The following is a 23,942-nucleotide window of genomic DNA, read 5'->3' as shown; positions in this document are numbered from 1 at the left end:
GATAGTAGGCTGGGCTGTGAAGCCCAGCGAATCCCACTGTTGGGCTTCACAGCGCAACCTACTTAGCAGAGAAATGGCCCGAGGAAATCTTCATTACTCAATGGGCAATGCTCTACTCCCTCTAACAATTGCAATTCCTGTGCTTTCCGGACAAAATCATCCGAATTTTGCACGATGCACTTCACTAACTCAACCAGGGCTTGCTGGCAATACATGCTGTCGCAGAGGGTCGAATAATATTCGATCCCTAACACAACCCGGGCGACTGCCGTCAAACAATTATTGGGACGCAGCATCCGACCGTCCTTTCGGGTGGGATACAAATGGTATGGCTCTTTTTCAGTGATCAAATCAGTCGTTCTCGACAAATACTCCTTCAGAGTGACTTTAACTCCAGGCCCTAAAGGTAATTGGACTAACAGCAACGGATAATGGCCCTCTAGATTTCTTGATCGCTCATGCCATTTAGTAATGTCTGTTTCAAAAACGCTATATTGCGGACTATAGACGTTCATTTCTTCATTGAGAATTTCATTTGAAGACTTACCTTCAAATTGCGGATCACGAAAGGCATTACGCTTGTCCACTACCGAAGCGGTATTCGGCCTTTTACTGATATGCCCGAGGATTCCTCCTTTCTGATCTGTCAGAAATGAAAAGCCATGACCTGGATAAAGCCCGGATCCTTTGCTCATTTTCTGAGTGGGGGTTACACCGATGAATAAGGAATTAGGGTATTTCTTGACCATATCGACTATTGAGCCAATAACCTGCGTAGGCGGATTTTTACTAAGCTCATCATGATTTTTATGAAACTTTACATAGTCCTGATGTAAATTTATTTGCAACAAGTGTCCGATATTGGAATGCTCGTGGCTGAACGAAAATTCACGATGCTTTGTTACCAGATGTTCGCATCCGCTTGCTATGCCGCGTTTTTGCTGCGATGAAAAACTGACTGCTAATTTTGCACTCTGTTGCATATGCAAGGATTTGAAAAAACTATACATAAGACTCTCTCAGTTAAACCAAGATTATCTGTTCCATTGATAAATATGGTGTGAAGAAGACGTAACGCTAATTGCCCTTAGTTCCTGTGTGAGCACCATGCTGTAATAACAGCGACAGATTAGTGAAGGAGACTAAGAAGCAGGAGCACCTCATTCTTAATTGCTCCAATAACCACAGTAACAGCGGGGGAAGAGGTTTGGGGGCTAATATGGATGAAAGAATGAGTTGCATGCATAATGACTTCTCTAGCAAGTTGAATTTATTTTACCAATACAATGTGTACTGTAACTATACATGATGCGGAGATTGTTATCAATACACCGCATTCACTTCAGAGTAAAGCCAACAGCGGTTTAGATCCTGGACTGTTTGAGAGCAGCCTCGGCGAGACGCTGGCCGAGTCGGCGGGCCAAAACAATTTCATCCTCGGTTAAAGGCTGTTGATTATCCAGGCCGGCCACATGGGTGGCACCATAAGGAGTACCACCCGATTGAGTGGTATTGAGTGCCTGTTCGGTGTAAGGGATCCCTAGAATCATCATGCCATGATGCAGTAAGGGGAGCATCATACTCAACAAGGTGGTTTCCTGGCCCCCATGCATGGAGCCAGTAGACGAGAATACGCAGGCAGGTTTATCCACCAAGGCTCCCGACAACCACAGGGAGCTGCTCGAATCCAGAAAATACTTCAGCGGTGCCGCCATATTCCCAAAACGGGTGGGACTTCCCAGCGCCAAACCGCTGCAATGCTGCAAATCATCAAGACTGGCATAAGGCGCTCCTTCCTCAGGAACCGGGGGCGCAATCGCTTCACAGGTTGGTGAAACCGCAGGTACTGTACGAAGTCGAGCCTCAATTCCACCCACGCACTCCACCCCTCGTGCGATGTACTGGCCTAGTTGAGCGGTTGCGCCTTTGCGCGAATAATACAATATCAGAATGTACGGTTTTTGCGTCATTATTGTGTCCTTCTTCTAGCTCACTGCTGGTTCAAGAGCAGCTATTTTGATGTTGGATTTTACAAGACTTAAGACCACAGCGCTCATCGCCAACCCACCTGTCGCAAGAAGCATTGGCAAGCTCGCGCCTACCTGGGCTATCAATCCTGTAAAAAGGGAGGTTAATCCAAAACACAATGCCATAATAGAGCCGGTAACCCCCATTACCCATCCCTGCTCTTGGGCACTTACCAAGTGTGAAAAAATAGTCAGGAGCAGTGAGTATGCAACCGACAGGCTAATCCCAATAAAGAAGGTAGCCATCCAGGCTACCCAGGCCTCTTGAACCAAAAGCATCAGCAGTACCTGGGATGCAGTCACTAATAACCCAACAATCACCACCAGGTTATATTCAAATCGTTTTGTACAGAAATCAACGACATAACCGCATCCCACACTAAATCCAAGTCCCATGAAAGCGAGAAAGAATGAATTTTCCATGACGGAATAATGATACTTTTGAAACAGATACAGGGGAATGAATGAAAAATAATTACTCCAGCCAAAAATCATGATCAGAAGCACCACAGAATATTTAGCAATTTTCGGATGCCTGAAGGCTGAAATTATAATATGAATGGCATGATGCCAGCGTATTTTGATTTTCTCCTTGCCTTCCCCAAAAGTCTCTTTAAAAGAAATTGCCAGGATAATGGCATTAAAAAGGGAAATCGCAGAGGCAAAATACATCGGGGTTGCAAAATTAAACCAGCTAATCAGGCGAGAGTCCGAAAGAACACCGCCAAATACGGGTCCGAGTACGAAGCCTAAGGATACGGCAAGTAGAATCCAGCCGATATTCCTAGCCTTATTTTCCTCAGAACTGACATCGACAATCGCTGCCTGGGCAATAGGCTGGCTTCCGGCTGTAAAACCGGCAATCATTCTACCTAGAATTAAAGCCCAGAAACTGCTGCATAGAATAGCAATGGCCGATAGTAAATAGCCTAAAAATGCACCAATCAGACAAATCATTAATGATTTTTTACGGCCAACGCTATCGGATAGATCCCCTAAAATTGCGGCGCCAAAAAACCAGCACAGCATAAAAATTCCAATGGTAAGCCCATAGTAAAAATCACGCATGCCCTCACTCAGCGAAGTTGGGAGAAAACCGGAAGTCGGCTCAATAATAATGGCATTGAGTATAGGAAATAATAACCCCAATCCCATGCCGTCAATAAATAATACAAGAAACAGCGGCAGAATGGCCGTTAGCGATTTTTGCTTAGTCATCATTTTAATCCTTAAAAACAGATCTCTCCTGGCAAACTGAATGAAGTATACCGAATGCAAGAGAAATTACGTGTAGCGTTTGAAACAAACAGGGGATATGCGCGGGGCATAATGGGCGCTTAGTTATTCATTTTATTAGCCAAACCAAAAATAACAGTCGATTGAAGTAGTATGGGTTATTTATATTAACAAAAAGTTTAATGGATAGCCATAGATGAGTAATCAATGTATAATACATGACCGTTTTTGCGTATTTATACCAATGTCGCAGCCATTAATTAACATCACCCGAAAACAGGCCTTGTATTTCGCAGGCTTTCTGGTGCTATATCAGTTTCTGACCTATATCGCTAATGATATGATCATGCCTGGAATGATTCATGTGGTTGCCTCATTTAATGGATCCGAATCGTCCATTGCAACTTCGCTCACGGTGTATGTTCTGGGAGGCGCCAGCCTGCAGCTTTTTCTGGGGCCGCTTTCTGATGCATTCGGCAGACGCCCAGTCATGTTGACCGGTGTAGCACTGTTCCTTATTTTTACCCTGTGGATAGCCGCTTCAAACTCGATGGCTCAGTTTTTAATGGCCCGTTATTTTCAGGGTATGGGTCTTTGTTTCACTGCAGTAGTGGGCTATGCCACCTTGCAGGAAATCTTTGCTGAAATGGATGCTATTCGCCTTATTGCTATCCTTTCCAATGTCGCCTCACTTGCACCACTGGTCGGTCCCTTGGCGGGCGCTGGCTTCATTCTATTATTCCACTGGCGCGGTATCTTTTTATTAATTGCTTTTCTTGCTGTTGCAGCCATGCTGGGTCTGAAATATTTTATGCCTGAATCAGTAGGGGCAGTGAAGAAAGACGGGGAAATTATTCCTAAAATTTCCTTAGCCCCCAAAATAGTGGCCAATAATTATCGCCGGTTATTATTGAATAGCGAATTTATGATCGGCGCTATTGCTTCCGGCATTATGGCTATTCCATGTATTGCCTGGATTGCAATTTCTCCCATCATTTTAGTAACGGATGCCCAATTAAGCGTCATTCAGTATGCACTCTGGCAATTGCCAATCTTTAGTGCCGGCATTGCAGGCAACTTCTATTTGCGCTGGCTGACAACGCATCGATCGGTCAAGCAAATAATTATTAACGGATCTTTCATTTTCAGCTTTGGTTTGTTGCTCTGCTATTTATTACCCTTGTTATTTTCTTCCAGCTACATCTGGCTCATGCCCGGCCTTGTTATCTATGGATTCAGTTTGGGAGCGCTTACTGCTCCTTTAACCCGTCATGTACTATTTAGCACGGCAATTGCCAAAGGGACCGCGTATGCGATGATCAGCTTAATCAGTATGTGCGCGCAGGCGCTTGGCGTAGAGATAGCCAATCGGGTCTATGTAGCGCATAATAACCTTCATTTTGGACTGTTTTGTTTTGGCGCCGGCATTGCTTATCTTTTGGGGTTATCACTGATGTTTAAGCTCTCATCCAAGAGGATCTCAGGCGGACTTAGCCAATCGGCACCAGTGGTATAATAGGCAAAACACTATTGATAAGGGATATGGGCTCTAATGGACTGGAAAATCCAGCTAAAAAGACAATATGAAACCTGCAAGCGTTTCATCTATTTTGTAGTCAACAATTTTTTCGAAGATGACTGCACCTATCGCGCATCAGCACTGGCCTTCACCAGTCTTCTGGCTATTGTCCCGCTTATGACCGTGGGCTTATCCATTTTGTCCTCTTTCCCGGTATTCCAGGGATTGATTGAACCCTTGCAAAATTTTATTTTTGCAAATTTTGTCCCCGCTACTGGAGCGGTCATTCAGACTTATATTCAGCAGTTTACCGCGCAGGTTTCAAAATTGCCGGTATGGGGCGTTATTTTTCTTATCGTCACCGCCCTTTTGGTGATGGTCACTATCGAAAGGGCCATGAATAAAATCTGGCGGGTGAATTGTGCCCGTCATGGCGTCTCCGCTTTTCTACTGTATTGGACCATCTTATCACTTGCGCCCGTGCTTTTAGGATTAAGTCTTGCAGCAAGCTCCTACCTTTTTTCATTACCTTTATTAAAAACGCCATTGACACCCTCTTTTCTGCTGAATTACCTGCCTTTCTTTTTGTCCTTAATCGGTTTTACCTTTCTGTATGTCGTAGTACCCAATCGCCCTGTCCAGCTCCGCCATGGATTCTGGGGCGCTTTGTTCGCTACGGTTTTATTTGAATCTGCCAAACATGCCTTTGCCTATTATTTGGGACGGTATAATACTTACCAGCTTCTATATGGCGCCTTTGCAACGGTTCCGATCTTCTTTGTCTGGGTGTACTGGGTATGGATTATCACATTGATGGGTGCAGAAATTTCCTATGCTCTGGCGGTCCATCATCAAAGGCGGCAAGGCCAGCCTCTGCCAGGCTTTTTACATGCCTTACTATGGTTATATTGTTTATGGCAGGCCCAGCAAAATGGCAGAGGCCTTAGTTTGGAGCAATTGACTGAATCCAGTGACAGACCTTATGCAGTGGATATCGGAAAAATGATTGAGATTCTGGAAGATTTGCAATTAATTCATTCGGACCATGATGAAACCTTCCACTTAAGCCGAAATCTGGGAGAGTTTTCAGTTTACTGGTTAAGCCAGCAATTACCGTTTCAATTGCCTTCACAGATTGAATTGAAAAATGATCACTGGCAACCCTGGTCAGGTATTTTTAATGAAGCCGACAAGCAATTAAAAAATACCTTATCCATTTCCCTGCATGAGTTATTCGGGCGCAGTCACGTTAGCGCAAACGCTAATTGACTGTCCGAACGGCTTAGATTTTCCCGCGATTGCTCAAGATCGGCAGTTCTTACCTCATCAAGATGGCGGACAGCCGCCAAATCACCCACAGCATGCGTGGGTACATAAATCTCATGTCCCTCACAATGAGAGAGTGCCCTGCCGCCATCCCATCGCGCCATTGCAAAATCAAAACCGAGACCAGAAAAAGCGGAGGAAAGCGGGAACCAGAATTCAACCTCGGTAGCGTAATCAATAAATCTAAGACTGCGCGGCAGTGTTTCCCCGCTAAATAGAGATAAAGGATCCGCCCAACTGCCTGGCCGGCAATATTCGTGGGCAATGTGCGCGGGTACATCCCGCTGCGCCTTGCCAACCTTCATCCATGCTTCTACTCTCTGATGATAACTTAATTTACCATAAGTAGCCGTATAACTTTCTAATTCAGTAATTAATGAATGAAAATCAAACTGCAGTTTTGTACTGAGGGATTTTGCCGGAGAAGAGCAAAAGAAAGAAAAAATACCCTTTGGGCGGTACTTCTTCAAGATTTTTTTGAGCCATTCATATTCAGTTGCGGTAAACGATACATTTTTATAGTTTTCGACAGTAGCTTGTTGTATCTTTGCGCTTCGTTTTCCTATCATCTTTTGCAATTGGTGGAATTCATCAGCGTTTAAATTTTTCAGAACAAAACTCATGTCATAATGTGCGTTTTGATAAGCGATTCCGTGTTGTTGATAAACAAGTCCATAGCGCTCGATTGCATCAATTCTTTCTAGCAGGAATGCTTTGGTTTCCTCATCCATATGACCTTCCAGCATACGCTGCATATGGGTATCTTTAGCCCAATAGGCATATTCATAGGCGGTACAATGAAAGCTGCGTCCAGAGTAATCAGTCAATCTACCAGGCGTCCGAAGTAAGTTCTGTTTGTCCCGGGATGATTCTAAAACACTATAGGCCTCATCTTGCCTGCCTTTTCCCACATAATCCAAAAGCTCGCAAACTTTAAATGCAGGTAAAGCCCGAACGTCCTTGGGAAGTCTTTTCCATTGTACATCACTCAATTTATTTCTGAGGTCAGCAGGTTCGATTTCAACAGTAATAGCAGGTTCACCCTGAGGGATGGCCATATTGGGATGCAGGTGCGACTCTTGGCGGATCTCGGCAAAATAGGCCTGGTTTTTTGGGGTTGTAGGAATGATGTTCGAAGCATCCGTGCAAATTAAGCCCTTGTGGGCAATAAAAATAGCATTTTCCCCTTGGGCTTCGGTATCCAGAAACATGAAATCATCCATGTGCGGGTTTTCTTTTGTAGCCGTCACAATGCGATAGGTGGTTTCAAATTTTTGGATAATCGCCTCTTTATCCAGTGAGTCAAGCTCTCGTGATAATCCAAATTCATTCTGATGTTGATTGAAAAATGCCGCAATATGTGACTCTACATTCTCACCAATACTCAATGAATGTGCTACAACATTGACAAGCTCCTCGCTTAAAGATGATGAGTTGTCTAAAACCTCTCCAAAATTTTTATCGCTGAAGCCCTTGGACCTACAGTAGACATTTAAAACGCCAAGGTAAAACTGCGTCATTAGGGAGAGGCTTTCTGCTTGATGCTCCTTATTATTATAAATTCCAAGATAGAATGGCGAACCCGGAATCATCTGCCACAGCTCGGGTGCACAGATGCCTAATACTGCATCAATATAGTCTTTCGCGGATGTATCCTCAGCAAACCCCATAAACTTGTCAATCTGCTCTTTATTAACTGGCGTTTTAATGCCCTCATTAATCCAGTTGTCCACATCGATCTTAATATTAAATTGCTTTGCACACTGTGATTTTAACAGACCCCTGATATCGTCAAATGTCGCTCCTTGAGGGAGTCTTTCTAATACACTATTAATAAGGCTTTTTCTAGGGTCTGGTTTTTTCAATACCAGTTCTGCAAAGAGTCTCTGCATTTGATTATACAAGGGGGATAGCGGCGCACCTTGAGCATCATTTTTTCGATTAATTGTAAAAACAGGATTCACAACATTGGACAGAGGGTCTTGAGTCTCAGGCCGCAATTGAATGCCGTATAAATTGGAATCCTTTTCAAGAATTCTGTCCACCTCATTCTGATAACTGGTCCACATTTCAACAAGCGCCTCAATGTAGATGTTGATTTGAGCCAGGCGCTCTTTCTTGGCCAGGTAAAGCACATCACTCTCTTCTAACAGGGACATATGAAATTCTAGCGTGGCTTTATAAGAATCCAGTTCCAGGACGGCACCGCCTTCAAAAAATGCTTTTAACTCAAGGTTGGATTTACAGGTGTTATCGGTGCTTACATGAAGACCTGCGGTAAAAGGAACCAGGAGGTGAACACGATTGTTCGCATGATTAATATAGAGATAACGAGAATTACTGGGTTCGATTAATGGTATTCGCATAAGCCGCATTTCTGTTCAAAATTAAGCCTATTATAACCCAAGCTATAGCCACATGCCTCTGTTTTGAACTTAATGTATCAATTTAATTTAAATGTAGTCTGTTTGAGCTGCAGCAAACGAAAATAGTATTAGCCTTTATGTTGGGCCTAAGCCCAACACAGGTAAATTTATCAATCTTTTTTACCGCCGCCATCTTGTTTATTGACAGTACGCCAGGCTCTTTCTTCAGCTTCTTTATGGGAAACACCTTTCTTCTCATAGCCTTTCTCAATATGTTCAGCTTTCCGTTTCTGTTTGGCTGTGTAACTTGATTTATCTCCACGTGGCATGATCCACCTCCTTGCTTATACAAACTTTAATTATAATTATAGCAAATGGCTTTTTCCGACAAGGTTTTTCAAAAGGGCTATAGTTAAAGAGTGAGTTTTAGAAAAGGAGATCGTTATGACAACCTGTCAGGTATGTGGAAATAATTACCAGAATCCTTTAATTATTCAACAAAATGGCAATCACTACACTTTCGATTGTTTTGAGTGTGCGATTCAGGAGTTAGCGCCAGAATGCAAACATTGCTCTTGTAAAATTATTGGCCATGGCGTGGAAGCAGAAGGGGAATATTATTGCTGTGCCCATTGTGCCCGAGAGGCAGGAATCTCTGAGGCTCAAGACCATGTGTAATAAATACAGATTTATTCCGTCAAATAATCCGCCAGCAACTTCTGGAAATCAGCAAGACTCAGAGGCTTTATCAATAAGTCATTCATTCCTGCCGAAAGGGCCTCTTCATTCATGGCATGTACGGTTAATCCAATAATAGGGACGGAAGGCTTGCCATTCGCAACCTCCCATTCCCTTATTTTTTTTGTCAGTTCCAAACCCGAAAAATCAGGTAATCCCAGATCGGTAATTATCAAATCAAATTCATGTTCTGTAGCCAAAGAAAAAGCTCGTTCGGCATTGTCAGCGGATAACCAGCGGCATTGGCTTTGCTTGGCTAAGCTTTGAATTGTGGTCAAGGCAATTAAATTATCTTCTACCAACAATATGAAAGGAATTGGCATTCTTTCAGATCCTTAAAAGCCATAAACAGTAATGATCATGGCTTATCAATAATTTGACACACTATCATCGTTTCATATTTCATCCATATAAGGATTATAGTCTGATGAAAGCCTCCTGTCATAGTTATCACTTAAATCGCAGCGTCCGAGATCCCAATTGAAAGCAGACGCTTTTACGATTATAAAATATATCGAGCCAGATCTTCATCATCTACCAGCTTGCCAAGATGTTTATCGACATAGGCCGCATCAATGTGAACTGCTTCACCCGATTTGTCCGTCGCTTCAAAAGAAACAACCTCCAAAAGGCGTTCCATTACCGTATACAAACGTCTGGCACCGATGTTTTCCGTGCGCTCATTCACTTTCCAGGCGACCTCCGCAATGCGGCGAATGCCGGTATCATCAAAGGTCAGCGTTAGCCCTTCGGTTGCCATTAAGGCTGAATATTGCTCTGTCAATGACGCGCTGGGCTCTGTAAGAATTCGCACAAAATCCTCTACGCTTAATGCCGAGAGTTCGACACGGATGGGTAAACGTCCCTGAAGTTCGGCGATCAGATCGGAAGGTTTGGCAACATGAAATGCGCCTGAAGCGATAAAGAGAATATGATCGGATTTGATCATGCCGTATTTAGTCGAAACCGTTGAACCTTCTACTAAAGGCAGCAGATCACGTTGTACCCCCTCTCTTGACACCGAGCCGCTCATTCCATTTTCTGAGCGTTGTGCGACTTTGTCCAGCTCATCAATAAATACAATGCCGTGCTGCTCGACTTTTTCGATAGCTTTTTGCTTGATATCATCTTCATTGATTAACTTGGCCGCTTCTTCCTCGCGCAGGATTTTCATTGCTTTGACGATTGTCATTTTGCGCGTTTTGGTACGTCCGCCCCCGACTTGCTGAAACATAGACTGCAATTGGCTGGTCATTTCTTCCATGCCTGGAGGAGCCATTATTTCAATGCCGACTGGTGAAGAAGCAATTTCTATTTCTATTTCATTATCATCCAGCTTGCCTTCCCTTAGCTGCTTGCGAAACACCTGACGGGTTGAGCTTTCTTTTTCGCTGGCCATCATGGTGCCGCGGGCAGCAGGCAGCAAGGCATCCAGGACACGCTCTTCAGCAGCGTCCTCAGCGAGGTGTTCAACCTTTCTCATGGCTGTTTCACGCTCCTGCTTGATAGCGATATCAGCCAGATCCCTGATTATTGAATCAATATCGCGTCCTACATAACCTACTTCTGTAAACTTGGTTGCCTCTACTTTGATAAACGGAGCCTGCGCCAGTTTTGCCAGACGGCGGGCAATTTCAGTTTTACCCACCCCGGTTGGACCAATCATCAGAATATTTTTTGGCATAATTTCATTACGCAATGCATCATCTTCAATCTGCATGCGCCGCCAGCGATTACGCAGTGCAATCGCCACTGCTCTTTTGGCTTCGTCCTGTCCAATTATAAATCGATCTAACTCCTGAACAATTTCACGCGGAGTCATCATAGTATTACTCATGCTCACTATCCAATTCTTCGATGGTTAAATTATGGTTGGTGTAGATACAAATCTCACCGGCAATTTTTAAACTTTGCTCTACGATTTCCCGGGCAGATAAATCGGTATTTTCCAATAAAGCCCGTGCAGCTGATTGGGCAAAAGGACCGCCGGAGCCAATAGCAATCAGGCCATGCGCCTCTGGCTCAATCACATCGCCATTACCGGTGATAATCAATGATGCTTTGTGATCAGCAACGGCTAACAGGGCTTCCAGTCGGCGCAGTATTTTGTCAGTGCGCCAGTCTTTTGCCAATTCAACGGCAGCACGTACTAAGTGACCTTGATGCATTTCCAGCTTACGCTCGAATCGTTCAAATAAAGTGAATGCATCTGCCGTACCCCCGGCGAAACCAGCGATCACTTTGTCTTTATACAAGCGCCGCACCTTCCGTGCATTACCTTTCATCACTGTGTTGCCCATGGTCACCTGACCATCGCCCCCAATAATCACTTTATTCCCCCGGCGAACGGAAAGAATGGTAGTACCGCGATACTGTTCCAAGGCCAATCCTCTTTTTCATAAGTCAAAGCTGTCAAATGGGGGTCAATTCAGGAATTTCAATGGATACTGGTAATATTTTTTACGGGCTGTAGCCAGAGTCATACGATCCCGCGGCGAGGTCCCACGTATCCCCGCGGCTTCGACCGCGGGGGCCATTCAACCATGCAGGACTAGCAAAAATTTTTCAGGTGGGCAGCTTAATGGATCCCGCGGTCAAAGCCGCGGGAATTCGGCAGATCTTAGCCGCGGGTATTCGGCAGGGTCTTCGCCGTAGGATTCGAGTACGGACTTACCCTGAGGTCTCAGCAGGTCATACAGCCCTGCTTTTCGCAATGCTGGCAAAGGCCTTTCAACTCAATAGTTGATTGGCCAAGATTGAACTGACAATCTTCGGTTAGCTGTTTAATCAGTTCCCTTAACTGCTTGTTGTAAATTTCCTGCACCTGATGACAGTGGTTACACACCATCAGGAGTTCAGAAGGAAAATGCTGCTCCGGCTGTTTGCACAATGTATAACATTGGATGGACTCGACCTTGTGTACTAACCCGGCAAAAACAAAGTAATCCAGCACCCTGTAAACAGTGGGCGGCTGGGCATTAATTTTTGTTTCCAGCAAATGCTCAAGAATTTCATAGGCTTTTAATGGCCTGTTAGCTGACCACAGAATATAAAGAATAGACTTTCGAAGAGAAGTCAGACGGTTATTAATGAGTCCTTTGCAATAAAGATTAAAGGACTCAGGATATATCATGGCTGGCTGCCGCCTTCAGAAACGAGACGCCATTCTCTAGTGGTTCAATACCAAGAAACTCGGCAATACTCTGCCCCACATCGGCGAAGCTGTCCCTTCGTCCAATGAAGCAGCCTTTTGTTTGCTTGCCAAATGCCAGAACTGGAATATGTTCGCGGGTATGATCAGAGCCCGGTTGAGTGGGATCACAGCCATGGTCCGCAGCAATTACCACTAAGTCATCCGCTTGTAATATATTGATTAGCTCAGGGAGTCGTGCATCAAAGGCTTCCAGTGCCTGCGCATAGCCAGCCACATCCCGCCGGTGGCCATAGGAAGAGTCAAAATCAACGAAGTTGGTGAACAGTAAACTGCCGGCAGGTGCGGTTGCCATAGCGGCGAGTGTGGCATCAAACAAGGCCATATTGCCATCGGCTTTAACCGTTTGCGTTAGTCCCTGGTGTGCGTAAATATCAGCCACCTTTCCTATCGCAATCACCTCTCTGTTAGAGGCTTTTAATTTATCAAGTAAAGTCGGTGCGGGAGGAAGCGTGGCATAATCTTTCCGATTGCCAGTCCGCTTAAATGCACCTGGTTTGCCAATAAAAGGACGTGCAATGACGCGACCAATCTGGTATTCATCCACCAGACGGCGAGCAACCTCGCAAATTCCATAAAGCCTTTCAAGGCCAAAATACTCTTCATGCGCAGCAATCTGAAAAACACTGTCTGCTGAGGTGTAAACAATGGGTTTATTGCTGATGATGTGCTCTTCACCCAATTCATCAATAATGGTGGTTCCGCTCGCATGCTTAAGACCCAGCACACCAGCGATTTTGGTTTCTCTTATAAAATCAGCAATTAATTTTTCCGGGAAACAATTGGGGGCATCTGGAAAATAGCCCCACTCGAATAAAACGGGTACGCCAGCCAATTCCCAATGGCCGCTTGGCGTGTCCTTCCCCAGACTTTGCTCAACCGCATAGCCATAATATCCTGCGGGTTCCCCCAGGCTGCCTAAATCAACCAGAGGAATACCTGTGCTGGCTAAAGCGGCATGGTAGAGCCCCAGTCTGGCGAGATTGGGAATCGATAGAGGGCCATGGCGCAGCTCTGCGCGATTAGCTTGATCTGCAGCGCAGGCTGCATGAATATGGCCAAACGTATCTGCGCCCAGATCACCATATTTGCCGGCATCCTGGCTAGCGCCAATGCCGAAAGAATCCATCAACAGAATACATACGCGACCGACCATTTTACTCCTCCACATGCCGTCCATGGGTTTCTTTCAATCCCCATAAGGCCAGCCATGCGATAATTAAACCGACAGGTAAAATGATTGCAGCGAACTGATAATCGCCTAAGGAGTAGACAGGCGTTTCGCCATGCATTTGCATTTCCCCATGACTCATTAATAGCACACTAAACAGATTCTGATAAATAATGTAACCGCCCTGGGTTAATATAGAAATCACACTGACTGCTGTCGCAGTAATTGCAATAGGGCTCTTTTCTGCAACCAGCGCATAGCTAATTACTTGTCCAGCAGTAAAAAATCCGAGCAGGAAAAATAACACTTTCATTACGGGTAAGGACACTGGCGCATAGAGAACAAGCACCAGGATGGCCAGTGAAACGATTACACAAGCTTTCATCGGCATAACCCGCAAGGCCAGTTTATCAGATATCCAGCCAATTAAAGGGCCGCCGATAATTGCGCCAAGAAAGAGCAATGTATTAACCATGGCCGCATCTTCTTTACTGACTCCCAGACGCTGCACAAGATAAAGAGAACCCATCATCGCTCCAAATACGGCAATGGCCATATTCATCAAACTGGTACACAAGGCAGCTCTTAAAGTCTGGGTATTCAAATAGGTCTGTTTTGCAACTGCCAGCAGGTTCAAAGATTTAGGAGAAGTGGATTGCTTCTGTTGTTTCTTTTCAAGAATACCAAAGAACATCAGAGCAAGCATAATCATTCCTAGCCATCCGACCTGGGTTAAGGCCTCCCGCCAACCGACCTGGGAAACCAGTTTTGTCAGAGGATATTGGGCTAGCATGCCGCCGGTCATGGCAATTGTCACAATAATACCGGTTACCATCGCCATTTGCCGAGGCGGGAACCATCGCGATGCCAGACGAATAGGGCCAAGGAAGCAAAAAGCGCTGCCGATGCCGGTGACAAAACGACAAAACAATGCAAGGTAAAAGGAATGTGAATTGGCAAGAATAAATGTGCTTAAAACGCACAGGAACATGGCTAGCAGGACGGTTTTCTTAGTGGAGTATCTATCGAGGACGAAACCGGCGACAAACAGAAAAATGACGTTTGAAACATAATAAATACTGGATAACAACGCCATTTTATCAGCCTGGATATGATAATCCTGCATGATATTATCAGCAATTGAGGCAAACATATTGCCCTGGATAAATTCATAAAAGAAAAATAAAGACGCACTGACACACACTATCCAGGGAAGCAATGATTCACGCAGTTTGCCAGTTTCTCTGTATTCTTCTACCATCTGCATATTCACTCCTTAGTTGATATGTTTGCAGTGCGTTTCACGCATGAGCATAGAGGTAATGAAAGCCAGGATTATAGTCAGGGGAAACATCCACATCGCAAACTGAAAATCCGCTGTTGCATAATTTTGGGAGCTAGTGCCCGCATGGTTTTGAATCAGAAAACCAAATAACACCTGCCCAACTCCGCCGCCGCCCATAATGAGCACAGAGGCGATCCCGGTCGCAGCCCCTGTGTTGTCGGAAGAATTGCTTTCTGCAATTAAGGGGTAACTAATCACCTGGGTACTGGTAAATAATCCCAGCATGAAAAACAGCATGCTTAATTGCAGCTGTGATAAATCCATATTAAAAAACAGTGGTATTACAACGATTAAACTGCCCAGCGCCCCGGCGATCATCAAGGGCTTTCGTTTCCCCTGGTAATCAGACAACCAGCCGACTAATGGACAGCCGATTATACTGCCGATAAAAATCATACTGACCACATTGCTGGCAGCCATTTCCGATAACTGATGCACTTGCTGAAGATAACTTGCCCCCCATAAAGCACACAGCACCATAATCGGCAAATTCAGGAAAGAGGTATATAAACCGGCCAGCCAGGTTTGAGGATTGGATAAGGCCCTGAAAAAGCCGGGAAGCAGTGCGGAACGAGAATAAGAAACAGGTTTTGTTTTATGGGGACTATCCTGAATATTTACTGCAATCCATGCCAGCAGCAATCCACCCACTGCGCTATCGATTAGCAGCGCATTTCGCCAGCCAAAATTATTAACCAGTTGCGCCAAAGGCGTATGTGCTGTCATTCCCCCCAAAAAGGCCATCGTTACTAAAGAGCCAATAACAAATGCCTGGCGGCGAGGAGGAAACCAGCGGGATACTAAAACCACACAGGACAGAAAACAGAAGGCATTGCCGATTCCTGAAAGGAAATGAAAGATGGAAGCCAACAGAAACGAATGGGTAACGGCAAAGCCTAAAGTGCCGATCACACAAACAAACATGGCAGTCAGGATAACCCGGCGCGTCGAGAAGCGGTCAAGAATTAAGCCTGCAGGCAATAGAAAGAGAATATCTGCCCAGAGATACATGCTGGACATCCAGCTCAATTGGGCTGCATTTAAACCAAAATCATCCCTTAATGGCTGATTGATCACATCAAAAATATTTAGCTGAAAAAATTCATAGAAGAAAAACAAGCCAGCAGAAAGACAGACTAACCAGGCTTTCATACCCCCACGAGGCGCTACCGCAACACTCGAATCCAAGGCCAATGAGTCAGACAAGCATTCCCCCAGGAATAGACGCTAAAACTGGGGCGCATTATATCAAATATTTGCGTGAATTGGTATCTTTATTGGACAAAGTATTTGCAATTGAAGATTTGATGAAGCCCGTGATGAAGTATAAGCCTAATTCCAGGAGCTTTGCATTTTTGACTCACCCAGCCTAATATGTCATTACTATTTAAATTAGTAAAAGGAATTAACCATGATTTCCGTAAAGGGATATGCAGCCCTGCTACCTAAAACACCGCTTACCCCCTACAGCTTCGAACGCAGAGCCACTGGCGAGCATGATGTATTGATTGATATCAGATATTGCGGCGTTTGCCATAGCGATATCCATCAGGTACGCGATGAGTGGGGGCCAGGCTTGTTCCCCATGGTACCAGGGCATGAAATTGCGGGTATTGTGCGTGAAGTAGGTTCAAAAGTCAGCAAGTTTAAAAAAGGCGATCATGTCGGTGTCGGCTGCTTTGTCGATTCATGCCGGCACTGTGAAAATTGCCTTGAGCACCAAGAGCAATATTGCCTGGAAGGAATGACACATACCTATAATAGTAAAGAAAGAAATGGCGGACAAATTACCCTGGGCGGCTACTCCAGCGAAATTGTTGTTGATGAAAATTACGTACTGCGCATCCCGGACAACATTCCACTAGATAGTGCAGCGCCGCTCTTTTGTGCAGGGATAACCCTCTACTCCCCCCTTCGCCACTGGAATGCCAGTCCAGGTAAAAAAGTCGCTATTATCGGATTGGGCGGGCTTGGGCATATGGGCGTTAAACTCGCCCATGCCATGGGAGCAGAGGTGACTGTGCTCAGTCAGTCGATGAAAAAAGAAGCCGATAGCAAACGTCTGGGGGCTGATCATTTTTATGCAACCAGCAATCCTGAAACCTTTAGCAAACTGGCTAATCATTTTGATTTGATTATTAATACCGTATCCTCAGCCATTAACTGGGGGGATTATACTCAGCTTCTTAAAACAAATGGCACCATGGTGATTCTCGGTATTCCACCGCAGGATATTCCAATTGCCGCCATACCGCTGATTGCCAGCAGAAGAAGCATCGCCGGCTCTTTAATCGGTGGTATCAAAGAAACCCAGGAAATGCTGGATTTTTGTGGGAAACATAACATCAGCTCGGATATCGAACTGATTCCTATCAGTCATATCAATGAAGCTTATGAACGCGTTCTTAAAAGCGATGTCCGTTACCGCTTTGTAATCGACATAAAAAGCCTGAATGACAACTGATACAGGCAAACTATTTTTCAAGGAGAGAAATGAATGGCAAAAGTACTTTGTGTTCTTTATAACGATCCGGTAACAGGCTATCCAAAGTCCTATCCCCGGGAAGAAATCCCCACCATTACCCATTATCCGAATGGCCAAACAGTCCCCAATCCCCAAGGCATTGATTTTACCCCGGGCGAATTATTGGGTTCTGTATCTGGCGAATTGGGCTTGCGCCCTTTTCTGGAAAAAATGGGGCATCAGCTTGTGGTTACATCAGACAAGGAAGGTTCTGAATCCGTGTTTGAAAAAGAATTAGCGGATGCGGATATTGTTATTTCCCAACCCTTCTGGCCTGCCTACCTGACTGCCGAGCGTATTGACCGGGCAAAAAACCTGAAACTGGTCATTACTGCCGGGATCGGCTCAGATCACACGGATTTAAATGCAGCGATTGCCAAAGGGATCACTGTTGCCGAGGTGACTTACTCCAATAGCATCAGTGTTGCTGAGCATGTGGTGATGATGATATTGGCGCTGGTGAGGAACTATATCCCTTCCTACCATTGGGTCGTCAATGGCGGCTGGAACATTGCCGATTGCGCCGCCCGTTCCTACGATCTGGAAGGCATGACCGTAGGCTCTCTGGGTGCCGGAAGAATCGGCCTTGCAGTAATGAAACGTTTAAAACCCTTTGATGTAAAACTTCATTACACTGATCAGCACCGTTTGCCGGAAGCCACTGAAAAAGAGTTGGGTCTGGTTTATCACAAAGATGTAGAGTCCATGCTTCCTCATTGCGATGTGTTTACTATTAATGTTCCCCTGCATGCTGAAACCGAACATTTAATCAATGATGCGCTCATCAGCAAAATGAAAAATGGCGTTTATATTGTCAATACAGCCCGTGGCAAAATCTGTGACCGCGATGCGATCGTCAGAGCATGCAAAAGCGGCAAAATTGCAGGTTATGCAGGAGATGTTTGGTTTCCTCAACCAGCGCCGGAAGATCATCCCTGGCGCAGCATGCCCCACCATGCCATGACGCCTCATATTTCGGGAACGAGCCTATCCGCACAGGCGCGCTATGCGGCAGGAACCCGCGAAATACTGGAGTGCTGGTTCTCAGGAAAACCAATCCGTGATGAATACCTAATCGTCGATAACCACGAGCTTCGCGGAGCAGGCGCTCATTCTTACACCAGCGGCAAAATTTCAGTTGGTGAAGAGGAAATGAAGTAGCCTGGGGATGAACACATTACATAACCCGGCACACAACTACTCCTGAATGCTCTACTTACCGCGACATGTTCGCGGTATCCACAGGCACTGCGGACAAGCCCATAGGCATCTACACGAATGCAACGAAATATCGAATGCTCGCGGCACTGACCATCTCACCCCGCACCATCGAATCCCCGCGGCAGCGACCGCGGGGCCCACACGAAGCCTATTTAGAATATCGGTTTTGCTAATTGAAGGATGATGTTTGAAAGACTTGTTCCTAACTGCTTTTATTGCTATTTTTGGCAACATTGGATTCCTCTGAAAAGCATGTTCGGCCACCAAACATGGGCCCCGCGGTCGCAGCCGCGGGGATTCAGAGATAATCTTCGTTCGCGGTATCTCCGCCCTTGCCAGAACCCCGGAAAAGATGTACAAGGTAGGCTAATTCAAGCTAGAGGATTCGCATTTGAATCAGGACCATCAAACGCCTTATGAGACACTTAGTCCAGACACCATACTGAATGCTGTTGAAAGCACCGGTTTTCTTTGCACAGGCAGCCTGCACGCACTCAACAGCTATGAAAATCGTGTTTATCAGATAGGAATTGAAAATGCGGAACCACTCATTGCCAAATTTTACAGGCCTCATCGATGGAGTTCAGCGGCAATCCTGGAGGAGCATCAGTTCTCGCTGGAATTGGTGCAGCATGAAATTCCGATCATTGCCCCTCTAATCATAAACGGCCAAAGCCTGCACCATTACCAGGATTTCCGATTTGCACTTTTCCCCAGGCGCGGCGGACATGCCCTTGAACTGGATAATGATGAACAACTGGAATGGATGGGGCGATTTATAGGACGTATGCATCGAATCAGTGCCAGCCAGTCATTTCAGCACCGCATCCAGTTAAATCCGCAAAGTTATGGCCATGATCCTTATAAGCTTCTCATGGAGCAGCGTTTTGTTCCTGATTATTTAACCGCCAATTTTACCAAGACTGTCGAAAAAGTATTGGAGAAAATAACAGAGATTTTTAACTCGATAGGGCCTATCGATCAAATAAGGCTGCACGGGGATTGTCATGCAGCCAATATTCTATGGAGGGAATCAGGCCCGCATATCGTCGATCTGGACGACTGCCTGATGGGTCCCGCAATCCAGGATATCTGGATGTTACTTTCAGGCGAACCGGCGCAAATCCGTTCGCAGCTGGATAAAATATTAGACGGTTATTATGAGTTCCATGATTTTAACCTGCGCGAACGTCATTTAATCGAGCCCTTACGGACATTACGCATGCTGCACTATTCAGGATGGCTGGCAAAGCGCTGGGCCGATCCGGCGTTTCCATTGAGCTTTCCATGGTTTAATACCCCTGTTTACTGGGAAAATCTGATAAGGAACCTCAACGAACAGATTGACCTGCTCGATCAGATTGAATTCTAGCGGGAAGCGTACTGTCATATGCAATCGACATTGAATTTATTTATTCCCCGAACTGACAAATAATGAACATTTTGTTAAAATTATTATAAATATTATTTGCGGAATCTAAAATGCCGGGTTCAGAACCATCGAATAACAAGCGACACAGCACTGGAGAGCAAAGCTCTAATAAACGACAAAAAAGCGATAAACATTCTGCTGCTTCAACCCAGCGGTGGTCTATTGACCAATCCTTTCGTAATCTTGCAGAACTGGTAAAAAAAAATCCCTCCCCAGATGAAAAACGTTTTTTTTCAGACAACCTGGCGAATATTGAGCACATTTTGACGACAACCCGGGATTTGCACAACCTTCAGTTTGAAAATGCTTCGGTTTCTACAAACTTATCAAAATTTATTTCCAATTTACGCGAACTTATCAATGGCGGCTATCCTGTATCGTCCTTTCCTACGGCCCTTATTGTCAAAATACTGGAGAGCATTCTCCGTGAAGAAAATCCAACTGCATACTCATTAACCACCATATTGTCTAGCCTGGGCTCAACATTACAAAGAGTTATTGACCAGAACATTCCTGCTGATTTGATTGAACGAGTAGTCGTCAAAGCAGTCAAGCTGCATGCGGACTATAGGGCATTAAAGGCTTGCATTATGGGGATATCGCAGCTCAACGAACACAATCGAATCGACGGACAAATACACGCACGCAGCTTGCAGGAAATCCTTCCATTAGTAAAATGGCGCGAGGATAATACAATTATTACGTCGGTTCTTTGTGAACTATTAAAAAATCTCAGAAAAAATGAAAAATTATCAGGCAACGTAAGTGCTTATCAGATTAGTCATTGTCTGGCTCATTTCACTCTTAGCAGTCGCAACGAATATAACGCAAATACTCACGATAAATTTGGTAAAAAAAGCCGCAGTTTTATTTTTAATAACCTGAAAACATTAGGTGATTATAAATGCATAACTGATAGTTTCGAAATGGAAGATCTCATTCATGTATTAAAAGAATTTCTCCATTATCCGGAATATGACAACTACATAGGTAATTATGTTTATTACCTGGGAACATTAGCTTCCCAGGGGCATATACTGGGCCGAGCTTTAGTAGCTGACTTAATGAAATGCCTTAAAACGATCTCCAGCAACAGTGACAGCCTGGGGCTTGCTCTTTATGGCATCGGATTTTTGTCCGATAACAATGCAATTAAGGGACGCATTAGCCTTGATGAAATTTATCAGTATTTTATTAAGCAAAAAACCTTACAAAGAGTTTCTCAGGGCATGGTTGCCCTGGGATTTTTGTCCAGGGATAACATGCTATTCGGCAATTTGCCTCTAGCCCCATTAATCGCATTTATCACCCCCTTTCTTGGAAGTAATACGGTAGCGGATGAAAATCCTGCCCATTCGTATGTGTCTATTTTGGTGAATCTGCAAGAAATATTAAAAAAAGGGAGTTTTGAGGGAAAGGTTCCGCTTGGCTTTATCAAAAAAATATTTACTGAACTCTTAAAAAACTGGACCACCAAACAACTGGGCATGGCATTAACTATGCTCAATGAACTCCTGATACGTGGATACATAAGCCAATGGGAGGGAGCCTGGTTAAACGCGCTTTTAATGGAAAGAAGGATAAGCCAGCACATTAATTATGAAGCCAATCGCGATGAAGCCATCTCTATTTTTTCTGCATTAGCCCAGATTTCGGAAAATTATTTTAATTTCGATCGCTTATTGTTTGATTTAGCTGAGAGGATTCTACTCACTGAACACATGGATATAGAGGATGCTTTGGAATTCCTTGATTCTGCAAAATTACTGGCTCAAAAAGATATAAAATATCTGCCCTACTTCCTCAGGACTCTTAATTTGATCCCAGCTTATTCTGACCTGGATGAAGAATATCAGGATCTTATAGAAGTACTGGCCGAAGATTTAAGACAAGCCCCTCATTTGCAAGAATTAATGCAAGAGAAGTTGAAAATTCCACCCGGTAAAATAACGCGCTTCGCAGCTCCAACAGCCTCATTGTCCACGCGAGAAAGAAGATCCTCAGGCCTTAATCCACGCAATCCACCAAGCAGGGAAGGCAGGCTCGAAGCAGACGACATATCGTTGCCAATGGGAAGCGCGGAATATCAATCAGCCATCGTCAATGAGACGATGCTGGAAGACGGGGAGGTATCTTTGCCAAGGCCACCAAGAGAATCCAGCTCAACCACTATAAACACAAGGGATATTATTCGTACCTCAAATAGGCCAGGTTTCGATCTTTACACCGCCATTTCCAATCACAGAAAAGCGGAATTATGCACCTTATTGGGTATCGAGGATAAAGTATATTTACGGAAATTTAGACGAGTGCGCCAAACACCAGGGGGAAACAACAGCTCACCCCATGAAGATCTCCCTCCTACTAATTCTGAAGATCTGGTATTTGCATTTTTTACCCTCGACAATGATATTCTTTCTGATCTCATAAGAAACATCGAAAATGCGGATTATTTACTAGCCTTATTTGACGCTTGCTCTATAAAGAAACGCTTCGAGCTGGCAAAAAATACTCCCTGCATCCCTTTGATTATTCAAAATTTTCATTCACTGGCTGAACTAACCCGCTTTGTTAAAATCCTAACCTTTGAATTTCAATATTACAGAGACCACAGGGCTGTTCTTCAGCTTAATGACGAGTTAACGGCGCGGCGCCGTAAAAATCCAGGGGAGGCGAATCAATTATTGGTCTTGCAAAAGATCTTTTTAAAACGCGCCCTCAGGAATCATCTCAACCATAATCATGTCCGCCCCCGGATAGAGGACGCATTGGCCGCAGTACAAAACGAATTGGATAAATTACCCCAACCGGCTCCAACAGCACCGGTGGTCAACCAGTCTTCTTTTTTTAGGCAACCTCCACCCTCATTCAGAAAACCGCTCAGAAGGATTGAATCCCCACCTCAAGAAACGCCTATTCCTGAAAAACCAGCAAGACCTGAGAGGCCAATGGGTTTGGCCCGAGTTAAAATCAATTGTAACTATTTCTATGAAACAGAGGATATACAAGCCATTCTGACCGCTCGCATAAACCATTTACTGGCTCAGCAACCCTCTTTACCCAGGGTGTCTGTTATTGCTTGCTCACAGTTAAATCAGCAAGGCAATAATATTGCGAATGTTTTATTTAATTACCTGGAATATGAATCACTGGGTGACTCAGAGACCTTGCTTATTCCCATTCAGGATCATATGCATTGGGTTGGTTTACGGGTTGATATACGAGATAAAGCCATTGTGAAGGTCAGTTATTTTGATAGCAACCGTGGGGAGAATTATGACTATCGGGAGGATGAAAGATATGAAGAGATACGCAAACAATTACGAGAAAATAATTTCATCGGTAATGAAGAAGAATTAACGATTCCGCCTCGCTGTATGCAACAACCTGATGGCTCAAGCTGTGGTGCATGGCTTATAGAAAATTTTTATTGTGACCTCAAAGGACAGTGGTACAGGCCGGAACCGCAAGCCGCTGTCATCAGAAAATTGCATCTTGATACCCTGTATTCAGAAAGGCGCGATTATTATGCCAGTTTCGCTCCAAGGCAGGCCTCAGGGCGAAGTTCAATGCCAAGCGAAAATGACCAACGCAATGCACATGGTTTGAAGCGCTAGTCTTGGGATTATCTGGAGCTGGTAAAAGATTTCCAATCACAGCTCCGTACCGCGCTTTATGCCTGAGGGATCCTCGCAATGTTTGAACGAATAGAAGCAATACAGCCCATATTGTATTAGCACCGTTCGGCCTGAGGACTGAGGAATCCCCTCATTCTTATTACGTATTTTTTGAATGAAAAAATGAGGGGATCCTCAGCCACGGCGCC

The 23,942-nt window shown here is 44.7% G+C and carries 19 protein-coding genes; 7 read left to right on the top strand and 12 right to left on the bottom strand.

Annotated elements, in window-relative coordinates:
• Window positions 1-62: 62 nt before the first annotated feature.
• The 3 genes from DYH42_RS02460 to DYH42_RS02450 all read right to left on the bottom strand — a co-directional run bounded on the left by DYH42_RS02460 (window position 63) and on the right by DYH42_RS02450 (window position 3,248).
• Window positions 63-1,010 carry a hypothetical protein gene (locus tag DYH42_RS02460; protein WP_058523127.1) on the bottom strand — a complete coding sequence of 316 codons (948 nt, stop codon included), beginning with the start codon at window positions 1,008-1,010 and terminating at the stop codon, window positions 63-65.
• 354 nt (window positions 1,011-1,364) lie between these two features.
• Window positions 1,365-1,970, bottom strand: a complete 606-nt coding sequence (wrbA, locus tag DYH42_RS02455; protein WP_058523128.1) for an NAD(P)H:quinone oxidoreductase — start codon at window positions 1,968-1,970, stop codon at window positions 1,365-1,367.
• A gap of 15 nt (window positions 1,971-1,985) precedes the next feature.
• The gene (locus DYH42_RS02450; protein WP_237758987.1) at window positions 1,986-3,248 is read right to left on the bottom strand and encodes an MFS transporter; all 1,263 of its coding nucleotides are present in this window, start codon (window positions 3,246-3,248) and stop codon (window positions 1,986-1,988) included.
• A gap of 259 nt (window positions 3,249-3,507) precedes the next feature.
• Here DYH42_RS02450 and DYH42_RS02445 point away from each other — a divergent pair, with 259 nt between their 5' ends.
• Together DYH42_RS02445 and DYH42_RS02440 are read left to right on the top strand one after the other, a co-directional pair.
• On the top strand, window positions 3,508-4,779 hold the full coding sequence (locus DYH42_RS02445) for an MdfA family multidrug efflux MFS transporter (RefSeq protein WP_058523179.1): 1,272 nt from the start codon (window positions 3,508-3,510) through the stop codon (window positions 4,777-4,779).
• 36 nt (window positions 4,780-4,815) lie between these two features.
• Entirely contained in the window at window positions 4,816-6,051 is a 1,236-nt protein-coding gene (locus tag DYH42_RS02440) for a YihY family inner membrane protein (RefSeq protein ID WP_058523130.1), read from the top strand.
• Here DYH42_RS02440 and DYH42_RS02435 read toward each other — a convergent pair.
• Window positions 6,027-8,474 carry a hypothetical protein gene (locus tag DYH42_RS02435; protein WP_058523131.1) on the bottom strand — a complete coding sequence of 816 codons (2,448 nt, stop codon included), beginning with the start codon at window positions 8,472-8,474 and terminating at the stop codon, window positions 6,027-6,029. The genes DYH42_RS02440 and DYH42_RS02435 overlap by 25 nt on opposite strands.
• A gap of 170 nt (window positions 8,475-8,644) precedes the next feature.
• Window positions 8,645-8,803 (bottom strand): hypothetical protein, encoded by a 159-nt coding sequence (locus DYH42_RS16510; RefSeq protein ID WP_058523132.1) that lies wholly within the window; start codon window positions 8,801-8,803, stop codon window positions 8,645-8,647.
• Window positions 8,804-8,918: 115 nt separating this feature from the next.
• Between DYH42_RS16510 and DYH42_RS02430 the strand changes: the two genes are divergently transcribed.
• The gene (locus DYH42_RS02430; protein ID WP_058523133.1) at window positions 8,919-9,152 is read left to right on the top strand and encodes a hypothetical protein; all 234 of its coding nucleotides are present in this window, start codon (window positions 8,919-8,921) and stop codon (window positions 9,150-9,152) included.
• A gap of 11 nt (window positions 9,153-9,163) precedes the next feature.
• Here the strand turns inward: DYH42_RS02430 and DYH42_RS02425 are convergent, their stop codons facing one another.
• The 7 genes from DYH42_RS02425 to DYH42_RS02395 form a co-directional block, all read right to left on the bottom strand.
• A complete protein-coding gene (locus DYH42_RS02425) occupies window positions 9,164-9,535 on the bottom strand; it encodes a response regulator (RefSeq protein ID WP_058523134.1) in 372 nt (123 codons plus the stop codon).
• 179 nt (window positions 9,536-9,714) lie between these two features.
• Window positions 9,715-11,049 carry an ATP-dependent protease ATPase subunit HslU gene (gene hslU, locus DYH42_RS02420; RefSeq protein ID WP_237758989.1) on the bottom strand — a complete coding sequence of 445 codons (1,335 nt, stop codon included), beginning with the start codon at window positions 11,047-11,049 and terminating at the stop codon, window positions 9,715-9,717.
• A complete protein-coding gene (gene hslV / locus DYH42_RS02415; protein ID WP_058523135.1) occupies window positions 11,042-11,593 on the bottom strand; it encodes an ATP-dependent protease subunit HslV in 552 nt (183 codons plus the stop codon). The genes hslU and hslV overlap by 8 nt, the downstream gene beginning before the upstream one ends.
• 302 nt (window positions 11,594-11,895) lie before the next feature.
• Complete coding sequence (locus tag DYH42_RS02410) at window positions 11,896-12,345, bottom strand: Fur family transcriptional regulator (protein ID WP_058523136.1); 450 nt, start codon at window positions 12,343-12,345, stop codon at window positions 11,896-11,898.
• Window positions 12,332-13,579, bottom strand: coding sequence for a phosphopentomutase (locus DYH42_RS02405; RefSeq protein WP_058523137.1), 1,248 nt, complete (start codon window positions 13,577-13,579; stop codon window positions 12,332-12,334). Before DYH42_RS02405 ends, DYH42_RS02410 begins: the two co-directional genes overlap by 14 nt.
• 1 nt (window position 13,580) lies before the next feature.
• The gene (locus tag DYH42_RS02400; protein ID WP_058523138.1) at window positions 13,581-14,861 is read right to left on the bottom strand and encodes an MFS transporter; all 1,281 of its coding nucleotides are present in this window, start codon (window positions 14,859-14,861) and stop codon (window positions 13,581-13,583) included.
• A gap of 9 nt (window positions 14,862-14,870) precedes the next feature.
• Window positions 14,871-16,091 (bottom strand): MFS transporter, encoded by a 1,221-nt coding sequence (locus DYH42_RS02395; RefSeq protein WP_423202287.1) that lies wholly within the window; start codon window positions 16,089-16,091, stop codon window positions 14,871-14,873.
• A gap of 259 nt (window positions 16,092-16,350) precedes the next feature.
• On the opposite strand from DYH42_RS02395, the gene DYH42_RS02385 reads away from it, so the two are divergent.
• The 4 genes from DYH42_RS02385 to DYH42_RS02370 all read left to right on the top strand — a co-directional run bounded on the left by DYH42_RS02385 (window position 16,351) and on the right by DYH42_RS02370 (window position 23,733).
• The gene (locus tag DYH42_RS02385) at window positions 16,351-17,403 is read left to right on the top strand and encodes an NAD(P)-dependent alcohol dehydrogenase (RefSeq protein WP_058523141.1); all 1,053 of its coding nucleotides are present in this window, start codon (window positions 16,351-16,353) and stop codon (window positions 17,401-17,403) included.
• Window positions 17,404-17,436: 33 nt separating this feature from the next.
• On the top strand, window positions 17,437-18,624 hold the full coding sequence (locus DYH42_RS02380) for an NAD-dependent formate dehydrogenase (RefSeq protein WP_058523142.1): 1,188 nt from the start codon (window positions 17,437-17,439) through the stop codon (window positions 18,622-18,624).
• 451 nt (window positions 18,625-19,075) lie between these two features.
• Window positions 19,076-20,056 carry a serine/threonine protein kinase gene (locus DYH42_RS02375; protein WP_058523143.1) on the top strand — a complete coding sequence of 327 codons (981 nt, stop codon included), beginning with the start codon at window positions 19,076-19,078 and terminating at the stop codon, window positions 20,054-20,056.
• 110 nt (window positions 20,057-20,166) lie between these two features.
• Window positions 20,167-23,733: a Ulp1 family isopeptidase gene (locus DYH42_RS02370; RefSeq protein WP_058523144.1), complete on the top strand. Its 3,567-nt coding sequence runs from the start codon at window positions 20,167-20,169 to the stop codon at window positions 23,731-23,733.
• Window positions 23,734-23,942: the final 209 nt, after the last annotated feature.

The organism is Legionella birminghamensis (assembly GCF_900452515.1).
Taxonomy (GTDB): Bacteria; Pseudomonadota; Gammaproteobacteria; order Legionellales; family Legionellaceae; genus Legionella_C; species Legionella_C birminghamensis.
Note: the sequence above shows the minus strand (reverse complement) of the source record. Positions and strands in the feature narration are given on the sequence as shown.